The sequence below is a fragment of the Chloracidobacterium sp. genome (genome assembly GCA_015075585.1).
Classification (GTDB): domain Bacteria; phylum Acidobacteriota; class Blastocatellia; order Pyrinomonadales; family Pyrinomonadaceae; genus OLB17.
On the sequence record JABTUB010000001.1, the window covers coordinates 771,904 to 787,660 of the forward strand.

At 53.5% G+C, this 15,757-nt stretch carries 17 protein-coding genes; 11 read left to right on the plus strand and 6 right to left on the minus strand.

Annotation, left to right across the window (positions count from 1 at the left end):
• Positions 1-21: 21 nt before the first annotated feature.
• Positions 22-252, minus strand: coding sequence for a hypothetical protein (locus HS105_03465; protein MBE7515657.1), 231 nt, complete (start codon positions 250-252; stop codon positions 22-24).
• A gap of 114 nt (positions 253-366) precedes the next feature.
• On the opposite strand from HS105_03465, the gene HS105_03470 reads away from it, so the two are divergent.
• On the plus strand, positions 367-1,254 hold the full coding sequence (locus HS105_03470) for a dienelactone hydrolase family protein (protein MBE7515658.1): 888 nt from the start codon (positions 367-369) through the stop codon (positions 1,252-1,254).
• A 12-nt stretch (positions 1,255-1,266) separates the two neighbouring features.
• Entirely contained in the window at positions 1,267-1,704 is a 438-nt protein-coding gene (locus tag HS105_03475; protein MBE7515659.1) for a hypothetical protein, read from the plus strand.
• 6 nt (positions 1,705-1,710) lie between these two features.
• Here HS105_03475 and HS105_03480 read toward each other — a convergent pair whose 3' ends face one another.
• The 3 genes from HS105_03480 to HS105_03490 all read right to left on the minus strand — a co-directional run bounded on the left by HS105_03480 (position 1,711) and on the right by HS105_03490 (position 4,867).
• On the minus strand, positions 1,711-2,322 hold the full coding sequence (locus HS105_03480; GenBank protein MBE7515660.1) for a carboxypeptidase regulatory-like domain-containing protein: 612 nt from the start codon (positions 2,320-2,322) through the stop codon (positions 1,711-1,713).
• The gene (locus tag HS105_03485; GenBank protein ID MBE7515661.1) at positions 2,315-3,301 is read right to left on the minus strand and encodes a GDP-mannose 4,6-dehydratase; all 987 of its coding nucleotides are present in this window, start codon (positions 3,299-3,301) and stop codon (positions 2,315-2,317) included. Before HS105_03485 ends, HS105_03480 begins: the two co-directional genes overlap by 8 nt.
• 66 nt (positions 3,302-3,367) lie before the next feature.
• Entirely contained in the window at positions 3,368-4,867 is a 1,500-nt protein-coding gene (locus tag HS105_03490) for a HAMP domain-containing protein (GenBank protein ID MBE7515662.1), read from the minus strand.
• Between the two features lie 171 nt (positions 4,868-5,038).
• Here HS105_03490 and HS105_03495 point away from each other — a divergent pair, with 171 nt between their 5' ends.
• The 5 genes from HS105_03495 to HS105_03515 all read left to right on the plus strand — a co-directional run bounded on the left by HS105_03495 (position 5,039) and on the right by HS105_03515 (position 10,787).
• Entirely contained in the window at positions 5,039-6,694 is a 1,656-nt protein-coding gene (locus HS105_03495) for a hypothetical protein (GenBank protein ID MBE7515663.1), read from the plus strand.
• A gap of 259 nt (positions 6,695-6,953) precedes the next feature.
• A complete protein-coding gene (locus HS105_03500) occupies positions 6,954-8,231 on the plus strand; it encodes a hypothetical protein (GenBank protein ID MBE7515664.1) in 1,278 nt (425 codons plus the stop codon).
• Between the two features lie 63 nt (positions 8,232-8,294).
• Complete coding sequence (rnc, locus tag HS105_03505; GenBank protein MBE7515665.1) at positions 8,295-9,038, plus strand: ribonuclease III; 744 nt, start codon at positions 8,295-8,297, stop codon at positions 9,036-9,038.
• 9 nt (positions 9,039-9,047) lie between these two features.
• Positions 9,048-9,884, plus strand: coding sequence for a signal peptidase I (lepB, locus tag HS105_03510; GenBank protein MBE7515666.1), 837 nt, complete (start codon positions 9,048-9,050; stop codon positions 9,882-9,884).
• Between the two features lie 6 nt (positions 9,885-9,890).
• The gene (locus HS105_03515) at positions 9,891-10,787 is read left to right on the plus strand and encodes a pseudouridine-5'-phosphate glycosidase (protein ID MBE7515667.1); all 897 of its coding nucleotides are present in this window, start codon (positions 9,891-9,893) and stop codon (positions 10,785-10,787) included.
• Here the strand turns inward: HS105_03515 and HS105_03520 are convergent.
• Positions 10,784-11,536: an SH3 domain-containing protein gene (locus HS105_03520; protein MBE7515668.1), complete on the minus strand. Its 753-nt coding sequence runs from the start codon at positions 11,534-11,536 to the stop codon at positions 10,784-10,786. The genes HS105_03515 and HS105_03520 overlap by 4 nt on opposite strands.
• 1 nt (position 11,537) lies before the next feature.
• Positions 11,538-12,047, minus strand: a complete 510-nt coding sequence (ruvC, locus tag HS105_03525; protein MBE7515669.1) for a crossover junction endodeoxyribonuclease RuvC — start codon at positions 12,045-12,047, stop codon at positions 11,538-11,540.
• A gap of 118 nt (positions 12,048-12,165) precedes the next feature.
• Here ruvC and HS105_03530 point away from each other — a divergent pair, with 118 nt between their 5' ends.
• From HS105_03530 to HS105_03545, 4 genes are read left to right on the plus strand one after another with little or no spacing between them, the layout of a single operon-like run.
• Entirely contained in the window at positions 12,166-13,089 is a 924-nt protein-coding gene (locus HS105_03530) for a hypothetical protein (protein MBE7515670.1), read from the plus strand.
• Positions 13,090-13,145: 56 nt separating this feature from the next.
• Positions 13,146-14,471: a fumarylacetoacetase gene (gene fahA / locus HS105_03535; protein ID MBE7515671.1), complete on the plus strand. Its 1,326-nt coding sequence runs from the start codon at positions 13,146-13,148 to the stop codon at positions 14,469-14,471.
• 38 nt (positions 14,472-14,509) lie between these two features.
• Entirely contained in the window at positions 14,510-15,115 is a 606-nt protein-coding gene (locus HS105_03540) for a YceI family protein (protein ID MBE7515672.1), read from the plus strand.
• A 17-nt stretch (positions 15,116-15,132) separates the two neighbouring features.
• Positions 15,133-15,756, plus strand: coding sequence for a molybdenum cofactor guanylyltransferase (locus HS105_03545; protein MBE7515673.1), 624 nt, complete (start codon positions 15,133-15,135; stop codon positions 15,754-15,756).
• The last annotated feature ends 1 nt before the right edge of the window (position 15,757 follow it).

The window sequence follows — 15,757 nt, forward strand, 5'->3', positions numbered from 1 at the left end:
TATCCTAATTTGCCGGCGAGGTCAAATCTCGTCAATTATCTCTGCCCACGTATCCTCATTCGATGAGTAGTCGGGCATGATCTTGGCGATGAGTTCGGCCTGCTCGCTCACCTTCTCTTCAGCAACAGTCAGACGTTCGCGGAGTTTCTTATTGGCACGTTCCATATCGCGTACTTGCTGCTTCTTCTCGCGGATCGCACGATCCAAGCAGAACAGATGAACCATCTGCATGCCGGCAAGAACAACAAGCACTAGCGAAAGTCCGATTAGAAAATATGTAAACATGCCCCTTGTAGTTAGAATAATTATACTCTTGTAGTTTGATACTTGAAAAGGGAGAATCGATATTTCAGGAGAAAAATTGAGATGAAGGAAGATATAATCAACTCGATACCGGATGCTCCGGCCTTAAACAGAAGGGAATTTTTGGTTACAACGATACTTGCGGCGGGCATTTACGGCGCCGCCGTCGAACCGATAGCCGCACAGACCAAGATCACGACCGATGGCAAGGGCCTTGTTGCCGGCGAAGTGAAAATTCCGGTCGCCGACGGACTGATGCCCGCGTATCGTGCAATGCCTGATAAGAAGGGCGGCAAATTCCCGATCGTGATCGTTATTCATGAGATCTTCGGCGTCAACGAGTGGATACAGGATGTCTGCCGCCGCTTTGCGAAACTCGGTTGCATGGCAGTCGCACCGGCATTATACGCTCGTCAAGGCGAGGTCAAGGATCTTCGGGACCCGCGTGAGATCAATATGAAGATCTTCTCGCAGATGCCTGACACACAGTCGCTGGCCGACATCGACTCGGCAGTAAAATGGGCAGGCAAGAACGGCGGAAAGGAAAAAAAACTCTCGATAACAGGTTTCTGCTGGGGCGGAAGAACAGTATGGATGTATGCTGCTCATAACCCAAAGGTCAAAGCCGGAGCCGCTTGGTACGGCCGCGTCGTGCCGACTCCGAATTCGCCTGTGAATAAAGCGCAGCCGACCACACCTATGGATCATGTTAAGGAATTGAAGGTGCCGGTCATCGGCTTTTTCGGAGGCCATGATAAAGGAATATCGCTTGACGGTGTCGGGCGTTTCGAGAACGAACTGGCGAAATACGGCTCAGGCTCCGAGATCGTGATCTATCCGAACGCTGAACACGGCTTTCATGCGGACTATCGCGCAAGTTATAACAAAGAAGCATCGGAGGATGCTTGGGCTAAACTCCGATCGTGGTTCAAGAACCACGGTGCATTCTAAAAGGAAAATAAAATGGCAAACATTCCTGAACTAAAACTCGAATACACGCTGCTGTGCGATGATGTTCGTATCGAAATGGGTAATAAGATCTCGCTTATGGGGATCTTTCAGAACATAATGGTCGAGAAGCTTCCGGTTTCGCTAATAAAATTTGCAGTGATAAACCATTGGCGTGGCGAAGGTTCGCATCAAACAGAGGTGAGAATACTCTCGCCGGACAAGTCAAATTTGGTCGTAAGCTCACAGCCGACGACGATCGACCTTGCACCGGGAGGCTTTACCGACAATGTCTCATTCTTTGTGAATGTTGTATTCCCGGCCGCAGGCACATACTGGGTTCAGACCGTCGCCAATACCGTTCTGCTTGACGAAATGCCGTTGATCGTTACCGATCAGGCAAGCTTTAATAACGGACTGCCGCCCGATGAGGTCAGCGATACCGTCAATTAACGGTTTTCAGCGGCGTGTTGTATTCAGGGAAATGGCGAGGCGATAAATGGCCGCCTCGCTTACGTCGATATCTTTCGAAGCAGAAACGCCGTTAGCCGATGCGGTTATGCGTAGTTTCGCGGTTCCTTCCTTCAAGTGGAACGTATATTCGCCGCTGATATTGGTCGTTCCGGTCGCCAACCTCCGAGTCGTTCCGTCCGAATTGACATTGAACAATTCAACCTTTGCAGCAGTAATGCTCGTGCCGTCCGAATAAAAGACGCTTGTATGGACGAGCACCTGCGTACCGCGATCGACGGTCAGCATTAAACGATCGCCAAGGTCGGCCACTTTTTTCTTTTTGACCTCGACATTGTAGAGCACTCCGTTAGAATAGCCGGCCGCCTCGAAGACGAGATTATAAAGGCCCGGCCGAAGCCCATCCAGTACAAAATCGCCTTTCTTATCTGAGGTTGCCGAGCGAATATCCTTGCCGTCTTGGCGCGCGGTAACACTTGCACCGGCAATGCCGCCTCCGGACGAGGTACGCACCTTGCCTTTTACACCGCCTGTATCCTGTCCGTAGCCGACGGCTACAAGCGGCAGGAGCAGAAAGATCGAGATCAGGACTTTACGCATTTTGTCTTTGCTTCGCGGCACTTCCTCCAAATCCGGCAGCAACATCATTGATGATGTCATTCAGGGTTCGGGTTGGCTGGTAACCGATCAATCGTTTTGCCTTCTGAAGATCGGGGACGCGGCGCGCCATATCCTCAAAACCCTCGCCGTAAACCTGCTCATATGGGATGAACTCGATGGCGCTTGTGCTGCCGGCATATTCAATGGCGCGCTTTGCAAGATCGAGGATCGAAACTTCTTCATTATTGCCGAGGTTGATCACCTGGCCGAAGCATTCTGGGGTTTCCAGTAATTTCACCAGACCGTCAACGACATCAGCCACATGGCCGAAACATCGCGACTGCGTTCCGTCGCCGTGTACTTCGATTGGTTCGTTGTGGAGAGCGGCCCGCACGAATCTTGGAACGACCATTCCGTATTGTCCCGTTTGTCGCGGTCCGACAGTGTTGAAAAGGCGAACGACGACGACCGGCAGCTGTGTTTCTTTCCAGTGGGCAAGGGCGAGAAATTCGTCCAATGTTTTAGCACAAGCGTAAGCCCAGCGATGTTTGTCCGTCGCGCCGGTCAACAGGTCATCGTTCTCGTTAAAAGGTACCGAGACGCCTTTTCCGTAAACCTCTGACGTGCTTGGCACCAGGACACGTTTGCGGTAACGTGAACAGAATTTCAGAATAACGTCCGTTCCGTGAAAGATCGTGTTTATCGTCTTTACGGGCTGCTCCATTATCAGCCGTACGCCGACCGCGCTTGCCATGTGAAAGACGCGGTCAGTATCACGAATGAGACGCTCCATCAACTTGTCATTCAGCACCGTGTCGATGATAAGTTCAAAGCGCGGATGACCCTCGAGGTGAGAGATGTTGGCATACCGTCCCGTAGAAAGGTCATCGATGACGGTTACTTCGTGCCCTTCGTCGAGGAGCCTGTCTGCCAAATGGCTTCCGATAAATCCGGCACCGCCGGTTATTAGTATTCTCATAGAAATAGTTTGTTCGCAGAATGTCTGGGATACATAGGATCGAAAAAAGAATATATCACGATTTCATCAATTTTTGCTTTGATTTTCTTTCAGCAGCCGGACGATGAACTTGGTGCCGCCGCTCTCAGCCTGCTCGACCTCGATCGTGCCGCCGTGCATCTCAACGACCTTTTGCGCGATCGCCAGCCCAAGGCCCGTGCCGGTCTCTTTTGTTGAAAAATACGGCTCAAAGATCTTGGCTATATCTTCTTTTGCGATGCCCGGTCCGTTGTCGGCAACCTCGAAATCGACAAACCGGCTCTGGTCCTCTGCACTTATTTTGATCGAAATGTATCCGCCGTTGTTGCCAATTGCCTGCACTGCATTCACAAGAAGATTGTTGAAAACAGAGCGTAGGAACTCTACATCGCCCAAAATGTTAGGCACACCCTCGTGTTCGATGACGCCAACCGTTACATTGTTCTCATCTGCTTGAGGGCCGATGAGCCGCAGCGATTCGGCTATCGCGTCACGCGCCTTAATGGGTTTCAGATCGGCGTTGACCGGACGCGAATATGCCAAGAAATCAGATATCTGCCGATTAATCCTTGCAACCTCGCCCTTTAGCTGCGACGTGAGTTTCTGGAATTCGGCATTCTTGTCCGGATCGGCGGGGCTGTATTTGTTCCGAAGGTGATCGAGGGTCAGGTTAATGTAGTTTAGCGGGTTGCGTATCTCGTGAGCGATCGCAGACCCCAGCCGTCCGACAACGGCGGATTTCTCGGCTTGCTGAAGCTGTGTCTCGATATTGCGCTTTCGCTCAAGTTCGGCCGTCATTTCATTGAAATTGCCTGCTAGGATGCCAAGCTCGTTGCGGCGGCCCGTCCTCACCCTTACTGAGAGGTCACCATTTGCTACGCGTCTTGCGGCATCGGACAGATCCGTGATCGGTGCAGTAAATCTCCACACGAGCAGGAAAGTGATCAGCGATGAGACGAGGAGGATCCCCAGCGTATAAACAAGCGGACGCGCTGCCTGCCATGCAGCTTGGCTTCGGTCATTCTTTAGCAGAACGATGATGTACCAGCGTCCGTCGGTCGTTGTGTTTACCGGGATCGCATGAGCCTCATCATCGCTGATATCGCTTCCGACACCGTGATTGGGAAAGGATGCAATATCAGGGCCGAGCCGGTCGGCTTCGATCAAACGCGGCAGGTCAGTCAGCTCTGAGAGTTTTCTGTAAACGGCCGTGCCGTTCTCCATTCGCGGTGCAAGTTGCGGGTCGAGGCTGTCGCGTATCTGCCACTTGTTATCAATTATTATTACATCCTTGATACGCTTGCGGGCATCACGATCGAAGAAGGTCTGGCCGTCACGATCGACGATGTCGGACATATAGTCGCTTGATGTGATGCCGTTAGAGCCGAGTGCCACACCTGCAACCAGGGCTCGTGTTTGGGCTTCACGCAGGTCGATGTTCTCACGCTGCGCAACAAGATTCAGATAATATTGGATGCCCAGTGTTGCGATCAGAAGCAAAGCCAAGATAAGCAGAAGCCTTCCTCTGAATGTATAAAGAAAATTCATAAACCCGAAAAGGATCTCTGATAATTACTACTTGCCATGATATCGCTTGAATGTTATAGTTTCTTTCAGCTTGAAAGCAAATTCGCGGGCTTTGCGTGCGACGAAGTTTCCCTTCCGCGTTTTTCAATGGTTTCTTTTGCATTCCGTTCAAACATCAGACAGAGGTAAAGCATGAAATTTATGTTTTTCGAGAAATTCCGTGCCGTTGCGATATTAGCAATGTTCACGGTGCTTTTTGCTGCGTCTTCGGATATCAACGCACAGTCAAAAACTGCCGGAAAAAAGGCAACACCGACCAAAACAAGCAACAAGGCGGATGCTAAGCATAAAAACGCCACCTCGAAGAATACCAAAAAAGATGCCGCCAAGAACCGCTCGGCCGACAAACGTTCAAAGAACGATGACAAACACTTGGCCAATGCAAAAGCGAAAAAGGACAACCCGAAAGCAAAACGCGCGGAATCAAAGAAGGATGCGGCAGAACGCCGCCGTAAAGAAGCCGAACGTCGCGCAGCGATCATAGAGGAGCAGCGCCGCCGCGAAGCTGCAAGGCGTGAGGCGATAGCACGAAAGCTCGCTTTTGAGCGCGGGCTTCGAACAGAGACGGTCGAGAACATCGCCCGGGACAACACTGAGGGCGAGGATCCGGCTATTCGCCGAGTTGCGATCAATGCTCTTGGCGACCACGCGGGTTCGGTGGTCGTTATGGAAGCCCAGACCGGTAAGGTACTGACCATAGTCAATCAGAATTGGGCGGTTCGTTCGGCAATCCGGCCTTGTTCGACAATCAAGCTCGTAACTGCCGCTGCGGGCCTGAACGAGGGCGTTATCAGCAAGGATGACGGCTCAGTTCGCAATACAGTTACGCGGCGAGACCTTGATGAGGCCATTGCATTCTCTGACAATACATATTTCCAGCGTGTAGGAGCACAGCTCGGCAACGCTAAGTTGGTCGAATATGGCCATAAATACGGCCTCGGCGAGCCGACAGGCATCAATCTGGATGGAGAAACTCCCGGAAGGCTTCCGATCCTGAATGATAGCGCACGCATTTATTCCCATGGTGATGATACCGAGGTGTCGACCATTCAGCTTGCGGTGATGGCGGCTGCGATCACGAACGGCGGGCATCGAGTGCTTCCGCGTATTCCGCGAAATACGACCGAACAAACACGCTTTCAGCCTGTCGTCAAAGCTGAGGTCAACCTGCCGCAGCAAAATGTCCGCCGCATGATTCCGGGAATGATGGGAGCTGCCGAATACGGCACCGCACATCGCGGAGTTGATGCCTCGCAGGGCATTGCGGGCAAAACCGGCTCGTGTATCGATAAAGGTTCGTGGGTAGGCCTCTTTACATCAGTTGCTCCGATCGAGCAGCCAAAATATGCCGTTGCTGTCATCCTCAGAGGCCAAAAGGAACGCGGACGATATGCGGCGGCAGTCGCCGGACAGATCTATAGGGCGCTGGGTTCACAGATCGTTCGGACGGATCGCAATTTGGCACAGACCGAATTCCACCTGCAGCCTAAGCAGAATGTGATGAATGCGACAGCGGCAAAGGCGGCTGACGAAGAGGGCGAGGACGATGCCGCCGATGCGAGTTCAATGGTTGCCGGTCAAGCGGCACAGCCCGCGGATCAGGATGGCCGGAGCGTGATAATCGTCCCGAGTGCTCCAAGGTCCGACGATAAGAAGCTTGTTCAGCGGACGGGCGATGCTCAACCGCTGTTCCCGCCCGTTGTTATCACCTATTCCAAGGACGGCACGACAACCACGATAACCAACGATGCCGGAAAGAAAAAGCGCGAACGCGTCGTGAAACAGTAACAGCGGTTTTGACCGTTGTTGCCTGGTTGCGGCGGACACATTCTGCATCTCTCACGCTTGACACGGTCGGGCAAATTACAGGATTATTTAGTTTTCTCGCATTCCCGCGTGAATTCCGTTCATTCGCGAAATTTTTCGTTGCGAACAATTAGCAACTAATCTTTTTTGCGATTCATCTGAGTTCACGCGAAACCGAGTATCTCGGGTGCGCGGAGAACAGATAGATTGCCGACATGGTTTGGCGGAGGAATTAAGATAAATGAAAACAACCTTTAGACAGATGTTTTTCGGTGCATCACTGATGACACTTTTAGTTGCCGGCACAACGCTTGTTTACGCTCAAGGCTCTACGCCCGACCCGTGTACTGACGCTTCTACTGTTTATCAGACGATTCTCGACGACTATCAGAAAAAAGATATTCCCACACGCAAAAAGGTCATTGAGACCGCTAAGTCATGGATCGAGAAATACTCGAATTGCGATGGCCAGAAAGATCAGGCCGACTGGGTCAAGGCAAATGTTCCGAAATGGGAGAAGAACCTTGCGTCAGCCATCGACAATCAGCAGCGAACGGACGTTGAAGTTCGTTTCGATCAGGGAATGAAGGCGAAGAATTGGGATCAGGTCTATGCGGCGGCAAAGGAAGCTCTTGCCAAATGGCCTGAGGATTACCGCCCGTTCGAACTCGTTCTCGGCTCGATCGGCCTTGACGAGAGTCAGAAGGGGAATCCGAAATTCAATGACGACACCATCAAGTTCGCGAAGCAGGGCATTGCCGACCTTGAAGCGAACAAGCCTTTCCAGCTCACCATTTATGATGCTCCGACAAAATCGTGGAAGAAGGTTGAAATGTACGGCTACGGCGAGTTCAACTACGGCAGCAAGAATAACGCTCTCGGCTGGCTGAACTACACTGTCGGTTATCTCCTGACCTTTGATAAGAAGCAAAAGAAGGAGGGGGCTGACTATCTTTACAAGGTAACCAAGATCGACAGCAAGGCGAATACTGCGGCTAATATCTATAGCGGTATTGCGTCTTACTACGTTGACCAACTCAATGCTGAGATCACCAAACTGAAGGCATTGCCGGCGGTTGACGATAAGGCTGATTCTACAGAAGTGAAACAGCAAAAGACGGATGCTCTTAAGGCACAGGTCGGCATTTTGCGTGGAGTTGCAGACCGTGCACTCGATGCCTATGCCCGTGCATACGAAAAGGCAGGAGACGATCCTAAGCAGAAGGCTTACAAGGACGGCGTCTTGAAATCCTTCAAGGATATCTATGAGATCCGCTATGAGAAGCCCGACGGTGCAGACGCTCTGATCAAGACGATCGCAGCAAAGCCGATGGTTGCACCTTCGACGCCGATCGCGCCTGTTGTGGACGAACCGACAACAGCCTCTGAGACGGTCACGCCACCGACGACTCCGACGCCTGCTGCGCCAAAGCCGTCCGCTGTTCCGGCAACAAAACCGGCCGCGAAGACAGTTCCGGCGAAGCCTTCGGTCGCAAAAGTGCGTAAGGCCGCGCGGTAAGGCGGTGCAGTTTCTAGTATAATTGGCCGGGCGCCTCTGTGAGGCGTCCGGTTTTTGATTTCAGTGGACGCAAAGATCGCACAACTCGAGGCTCTTACCGGTCACCGATTCAAGGATATTGCGTGGCTTGAACGTGCTGTTTCGCACCGATCATGGATCTTTGAGGTGATGCCGGATGCGACCGATTCTGAAAAGCACGAAGCCGAGAACGAGTCGCTGGAGTTCATCGGCGATTCGGTACTTGGGCTTGTAATAGCTGAGCAATTGTATCGTTCGCATCCGGGAAAGAGTGAAGGAGCGCTGACCTTGATGAAGCATCATCTCGTAAGTACGGCCACTCTTGCGCGCCTTGCCGGCGAGATCGAACTCGGGCGGTTCGTGCGTATGGGCAAAGGCGAAGAACGTACGGGCGGGCGGAAAAAGAGCACTCTGCTCGCAAATACGCTCGAAGCTGTGATAGGAGCGGTATTTTTGGACGGCGGCTATACGGCAGCAAGGGTTTTTGTAAGCGGTATTTTCGCCGAAGACCTGAAGAATTCCACTCCGGATGCGGCCGTTGACTTCAAGAGCATGCTGCAAGAGACGCTGCAGGCTGAAAAACTCGAAACGCCGCGATACAATGTAATCCGAACGGAGGGGCCGCCGCATCAGCGTGTCTTTTTTGTTGAGGCAGTGTGGGCGGGCGGCAGTTCGGGCGGCAGCGGCAGCTCGCGAAAGGCAGCCGAAATGCAGGCGGCTGCCGCGGCATTAGAGATCATCCGAAAGCAAGCTGCGGCAGCAACAAAGGATGCAGCACCGCGTCGCTGACGCGTATCTATGAGTACTGATAAAGAGGAAATAGAAAAGACCGAGACACCGAGATCTCTCGGGCCGCCTAAGTCGCAGATCCGCGAATATTTCGAGTCGTTCGTCGTAACTTTGATCATGGCGATCTTCGGTATGACGTTCATTCTGCAGGCCGTTACGGTTCCGACCGGCTCGATGCAGAATACCATCCTCGTTGGTGATTACCTGCTTGTAAATAAGTTCATATTCACGCCCGGCGGCGGCAGTTTGCCGTTCCTGCCGCAGCGTGAGATCGAGCGCGGCGACATCATCGTTTTCAAATATCCCGGCAACAAGCTGCATCCTGATCTAGACGCGTCGAGGCGGCCGCCGATCGTCCCTTATCAGATCAACTATGTAAAACGTGTCATCGGCCTTCCGGGCGAAACGGTGGAGTTCAAGGATAACAGCGTTTATATTAATGGCGAACTGCTGCCGGAACACCGCATGATCGGTGACGCTCCCGACAACCTGTCGGCGCTTGATGTGCACGAATTCGAGGGAAGGAAACCCGATGATAAGTGGACCGTCTATTATTCGCGAAGGACGATGGAGCCGATAAGGGCCGGTCAGCATGTCTCGCGCGAAGGCATGGAATTCGGTATCGCCGGAAAGAAAATGGTCGTGCCGGAGAACAGCTTTTTTGTAATGGGCGACAGCCGCGACAACAGCGAGGACAGCCGGTATTGGGGATTTGTGCCGCGTGGGCTGATCATCGGCAGGGCGATGTTCGTTTATTGGTCATGTGACCGCGGAGCTTCGAACGGCGATCTTTTCGGCTGCATCACCCATCCGCGCCTGGGCCGTATCGGCACGCTGGTAAGGTAATTGTATATGGATCCGGAATTTGGAAATGAGGCAGCCGATGCGAAAGAAAACGGCCGGCCGCTAGTAGCATTGGAATCGACCGTTATCTCGCACGGCCTGCCATATCCGCGAAATCTCGAGACCGCTCGTGCTCTTGAAGAAGCTGTTCGCAGCGGCGGTGCTGTTCCTGCGACGATTGCTGTGCTGAACGGTCAGATTCGGGTCGGTATCAGCGATAAAGAGTTGGAATTTCTTGCTGCCGAAAAGGATATTCGCAAGATATCGCGCCGCGACATTCCCGTGGCGATCGCACGTAAATTGAATTGCGCCACAACGGTCGCAACAACATCGTTCTTCGCAAATGCTGCCGGTATCAAGGTCTTTGCGACGGGCGGTATCGGCGGCGTTCATCGCGGCTACGACAAAGATATTTCTGCGGACCTGCCTGAGCTCGCCCAAACACCGATCGTTGTCGTCTGCTCCGGAGCCAAGATCGTGCTCGATCTGCCGGCGACCCGCGAATGGCTTGAGACCAACGGCGTTACCGTGCTTGGCTGGCAATGCGACGAACTGCCTGCTTTTTACTCACGAACGAGCGGGCTTAGTATCGACGAACGCGTAGAGAGCGCTGATGACGTTGCCCGTATTGCTGAGGCTCGTGATGCGGCGGGCCTCAGGAACGCGATACTTGTTACGGTACCGGTGCCGAAGGCATCGGAGCTTGAAAGGGCCGAGGTTGAGGGTATTCTTGCGGATGCGATGGCACTTGCGGATGAGCGCGGTATTCGCGGGAAGGATATCACGCCGTTCCTTTTGAGCGAGATGTCGTCGAGAAGCGGCGGCCGAACACTCACGGCAAACATCGAACTCTTGAAGAATAACGCCGGCGTTGCCGCCGAGATCGCCTGCGCGATGAAAAGCTAACGGACACCCATGATGGCTTTGAGGTCGTTAACGCGTTTTTGCGCATCGGCGGCTTGAGCTGAGTCAGGGAAACGCTTTAGTATCTCCAGCCAGCTCGCTCCGTCGTAGTGATATTGTTTCGCCTTTGGGTCGAACAAGAAGATGATCCCCAGCTTCCGATACCGGTCAAGATAGTTGAAGTTCAGGTAATAGCTGTGGATCGGAGCACCGGAAGCCTCCATCTCACCCTTTTTCAAACGGCCGGCTGCGGTCTTGGAAAGTGAAGGAGCCATCGCCTCGATACTGTTGCCGAAAAGCAGGAGCAGCTCGGGCCGGTATTTTGAATCTGGATATAACGAGAAGAACTCCGCGATCATTTCGATCTGATCAAATCCGCTCATCTGGCCAAGCAGCTGCTTGAATCTATCTTCATCACCTTGCCGTGATGCCGTAAATACGGCATCGGATTGCACCCAGCCGTAATTCTTCGGCGGAACCACCACTTTGTAAAAGGTAACGCCGTCCGCTTCGGCGCGTCCTAAAATCTGCACCTTGCGTCCGCGCTGCATCCGATGAACCTGCTCGGCGTAAAGACTTGGCTCTTTTCGAAGCACGGATAGCGTTTCGTCGATAACAACTCCCGATCTCGGGATCGAGTTGGCCTTTGCCTGCGGCGCCCGTTTGGCCGGGCGCGGCTTGGTTTGAGCATTCGCTTGTCCGCCCACGATGGCAACGATACTTACGAGAAGAGCATATTTCAGGAGCCTCATATCACCTCCTTCGAATGGCAGCGGCTTGGATCCGTTGTTGAGTGCCGGCGTGGTGAAAGTGGCATATCGCGATGGCAAGCGCGTCGGCCGCATCATGCGGCGTGGGCACCGCGGCAAGGCCGAGGAGTATCTTGACCATTTGGCCTACCTGATGCTTCTCCGCATTTCCGTTCCCGACCACGGTTTGCTTTATCAATCGCGGTGCATATTGTGCTATGGGAATTCCGCGTTGTTCGGCCAGCAAAAGCATAATGCCGCGAACCTGCCCAAGTTTGAGTGCGACCTGTGCGTTCGCTGCGTAGAACGTGTCCTCGACCGAAAGTACATCGGGTGAATGTTCGGCCATGATCTCTGCAACGTTGTTATAGATATGGAGCAAACGCTTTGAGAAATCATCCCTGCGGTCCGATCTGACGGTGCCGTAGGCGACAAGGGCGTACTTAGACCCTTTGCCGTCAACAACTCCCCACCCGAGCGTTTCACTGCCGGGATCGATACCCAAAACACGCATTAGTCGATCGAAAATGTCCCGATTTCAAGCAAGACTACATCAATATTCCTTCGAAAATCAAGCAGATCGGATACGGTTGAATAATCGGCGAACTCTGCATATTATTAAGGTTCGACCTTTGTTCGCGATCATGACCGACAGGCCCGCATCGAATGTTCCCGAGTCTGTACGCCATTTATTGGCGGGTGCGGTCGATTATGCGGGCTTGTTTCCGCCGTCGGCAGTTTCGATGGCCGAGGCTATCGGAAATTATGCGGCATACCGCACCAGCGGCAATGCGTGGATGCTTGGCCGGTTCGTCGTAAGTGCTGCTCGCCTTTCAGAATTCCGCGAAACGCTTGTCGATCTCGAGTTGGATGAAGGGGCAGGCTGGCATCTCGCGGGTGTCGCCACTGAGGATCACGAAGCTTCGGTAAAGACGATACATCTATTCAACAGGGAATTCGGCCCCGATATCGTTTGTGACACTGTTGAGGTCAAGGTCAGTGCTCCGTTCGAGATCGAAGTGCTTTCGAGACGACTGCCTCAAAACCTTACGGTCTATTTCGAGTTGGATCCGAAGGGCGACCTTGCAGGTATGCTGTCCGCGGTTGCGTCATTCGGCCACCGAGCAAAGATTAGGACGGGCGGCATAGTGCCGGAAGCGTTTCCGCAGACCGCTGATATAGTGCGGTTCGTTGAAGCGTGTATTGCTGCCGATGTGCCGTTCAAGGCGACTGCCGGGCTGCACCATCCGATACGCTGTTTCCGTCCGCTGACCTACGAGTCTGACGGCCCTAAGGGAACAATGAACGGATTTCTTAATCTTTTCGTAATGACCGGCTTTGCTTTGGACGCATATCGCAGCAGCCTGCTTGAAGATGTGATGCACGAGGAGGCAGCGGAAGCATTCGAATTTACCGGATCGGAGATCGCATGGCGCAAGGACTACGCACTTAACCTTGCTAAGATCAACAATTTACGGACACGCGGTATTCATGCATTCGGTTCGTGTTCATTCGAAGAGCCGGTTGCGGACCTGCGGATGCTTGGCGTCCTCTGATGCGGCTTCGTACGGATCGATTCTGCCGTCGCCGATCTTTTTGCAGTTAAAGAATAATGACATACGAGATCAATGAAACACATGACCCGACGCTGAGGAGTTGGGTGGGTTCGGCAAATGAGCCACTGACGGATTTTCCTATTCAGAACCTGCCGTTCTGTGTGTTTTGGTCGGATCGTGTGGATGACCAGATACACATCGGCGTACGGATCGGCAATTCGATCCTCAATGTGGATGCGTGTGCCGACGCCGGCCTGCTCGATGAATTCGACTCGGAGTCGCTCGGCAGCGGCCGGTTCTGGAGCCTTTTGGACGGCATTATGGAATTTCCTGCGGCGGAACGCGGGGCATTGAGGCAGCGGCTCTCCAAATTCCTTCGTGAAGGTTCGGCCTACCGGCAGCGTGTCGAGCCGCATCTCGTGCCCGCCGACGAATGCGCCCTCGAGGACGTTCCGGCCGTCATCGGCGATTACACCGATTTTTACTGCTCGATCTATCATGCGACGAATGTCGGGTCGATGTTCCGGCCTGACAACCCTTTGATGCCGAACTATAAGTACGTGCCGATCGGTTATCACGGCCGTGTATCGAGCATTGTGATGTCAGGGACGGACGTTAAACGCCCGCACGGCCAAAATCGCAGCGATGCGGATAACCCGCCGGTCTATGTGCCCTCTCGAAGCTTGGATTACGAGACGGAGCTTGGCTTTTTTGTCGGGCGCGGGAACGAGCTGGGGACACCGATAGACATCAAGGATGCGGAGGATCATATTTTCGGCGTTTGCTTGGTGAACGACTGGTCGGCACGCGACATTCAGGCATGGGAATATCAGCCGCTCGGCCCTTTCCTCGCCAAGAGTTTCACCACCGCCATTTCGCCGTATGTTGTTACAATGGAGGCACTTGCACCTTTCCGAACTGGGGCATTTGAACGTGCCTCGGACGATCCGCAGCCGCTCGAATATCTGAGCAGCGAGCATGATCGTAAATTCGGCGGCCTGGATATCAACCTTGAGGTCTATATCCAAACCGAAAAGATGCGGAACGAGAATATCGAGCCTTTTCGTCTGAGCCGTTCGAATACGAAAGACCTCTATTGGACGATCGGCCAGATGCTCACTCATCATGCCTCGAACGGCTGCAACCTGCAGACGGGCGATCTGATGGCGACGGGAACCGTCAGCGGAAAGGACAAGGATCAACGCGGCTGCCTGCTGGAACTCACGTGGCGTGGCAAAGAGCCGATCGACCTGCCGTCGGGCGAACAAAGGCGTTTCCTCGAGGACGGCGATGAGATCATTATGAAGGGCTACTGCGAACGGGAAGGATTCCGACGCATCGGCCTTGGCGAATGCCGCGGCCGCATCGTTCCCGCGGAATAGAATTGGCAAAGAAATTAGAACAAGAGGTAGAGAAAATTATGTTCAAGAAGATCTTCGCGGCAACATTGGTCGCAACGCTTTGGGTCGCGGCGTATGCGGCCTCGGCACCGCTCGCCGTGGATCCCAATCACTCGAGTGTAAGCTTCAGCCTGCCTATTTTGGGCGGTTTGTCGAAAGTTACGGGGAAATTCGGCTCGTTCAAGGCCGATCTCAATTTCGATAAGTCTGATATCACCAAGTCGTCGGTCGTTGCGACGATCAAGGCCGATAGTATCAGCACCGGCATCGGTGCTCGGGACAATCATTTGAAGACCGCGGATTTCTTCGACGTCGAGAAATATCCCGAGATCACCTTCAAGAGCAAGAAGGTCGAGAAGAAGGGCGGCAAGTACATTCTGACCGGAGACTTTTCGATGCACGGCGTGACGAAAGAGATCTCGTTCCCGTTCACGATCAGCGGAAGCTGTGCGGATAAGAAGGCCTCGGCCGTCGACGGCCCGTGCGGTTTCAATGCGACGCTTCAGCTCAACCGGAACGACTACGGCATCTCATACGGCCGAAAGGACAACCCCGACTTCATGGGAAGTGTCGTCAACGTCGATCTGAGCATCCTCACGCAGAAGCCTGCACCTGCGAAGCAATAGCGGGCGGATCGCATACAGTGGATCTCGACGCATTCATATTAATCGGCGGGCGGTCTTCCCGATTCGGTTCGGACAAGGCCCTCGCCGATCTTGATTCGGTGCCGCTTGCCGAAAATGCGGCGAGGATCGTCCGAACCGCATTTCCGGCGGCCGAGATCAGCTTTGTTGCGGCCAATGAAATGCAGTTCGCGGCAGCGCAGTTCACGCAGGATCTTATCTTTGACCGGCGTCCGGGCATAGGCTCTTGGAGCGGAGTTCACGCTGCCCTGACAGCATCGAAATGCGAATTCTGCTTGATACTCGCGTGCGATCTGCCTCTCATTAATGCAGAACTGCTTTGCAAACTTGCACATGCGGTTGAAACAAGCGGTAAACGTGCAGCAGTGCCGCTTCAGCCTGACGGAAGACTCCAGCCGCTGTGTGCCGTCTATCGGACGCGGCCGGTACTTGAGTCTGTCGAGGCATTGCTGGCGGCGGCCGATCGCCCGCAGTCGCTCATATCGTTCGTGCAAGGCATCGGAGCCGAGGTCGTCGAGGCCGATGATCGCGGCTTGGATACCTTCCTAAATGTGAATACGCCGGACGATCTAAAAAAAGCCGCATCCGAACGAGCACGAACGCCGCATAAAGGTTTACAATAAT

Coding starts and splice junctions, on each gene's coding strand:
- HS105_03470 (MBE7515658.1), top strand. CDS start 367: ATGAAGGAAGATATAATCAACTCGATACCGGATGCTCCGGCCTTAAAC.
- HS105_03475 (MBE7515659.1), top strand. CDS start 1,267: ATGGCAAACATTCCTGAACTAAAACTCGAATACACGCTGCTGTGCGAT.
- HS105_03480 (MBE7515660.1), bottom strand. CDS start 2,322: ATGCGTAAAGTCCTGATCTCGATCTTTCTGCTCCTGCCGCTTGTAGCC.
- HS105_03485 (MBE7515661.1), bottom strand. CDS start 3,301: ATGAGAATACTAATAACCGGCGGTGCCGGATTTATCGGAAGCCATTTG.
- HS105_03490 (MBE7515662.1), bottom strand. CDS start 4,867: ATGAATTTTCTTTATACATTCAGAGGAAGGCTTCTGCTTATCTTGGCT.
- HS105_03495 (MBE7515663.1), top strand. CDS start 5,039: ATGAAATTTATGTTTTTCGAGAAATTCCGTGCCGTTGCGATATTAGCA.
- HS105_03500 (MBE7515664.1), top strand. CDS start 6,954: ATGAAAACAACCTTTAGACAGATGTTTTTCGGTGCATCACTGATGACA.
- lepB (MBE7515666.1), top strand. CDS start 9,048: ATGAGTACTGATAAAGAGGAAATAGAAAAGACCGAGACACCGAGATCT.
- HS105_03515 (MBE7515667.1), top strand. CDS start 9,891: ATGGATCCGGAATTTGGAAATGAGGCAGCCGATGCGAAAGAAAACGGC.
- HS105_03520 (MBE7515668.1), bottom strand. CDS start 11,536: ATGAGGCTCCTGAAATATGCTCTTCTCGTAAGTATCGTTGCCATCGTG.
- ruvC (MBE7515669.1), bottom strand. CDS start 12,047: ATGCGTGTTTTGGGTATCGATCCCGGCAGTGAAACGCTCGGGTGGGGA.
- fahA (MBE7515671.1), top strand. CDS start 13,146: ATGACATACGAGATCAATGAAACACATGACCCGACGCTGAGGAGTTGG.
- HS105_03540 (MBE7515672.1), top strand. CDS start 14,510: ATGTTCAAGAAGATCTTCGCGGCAACATTGGTCGCAACGCTTTGGGTC.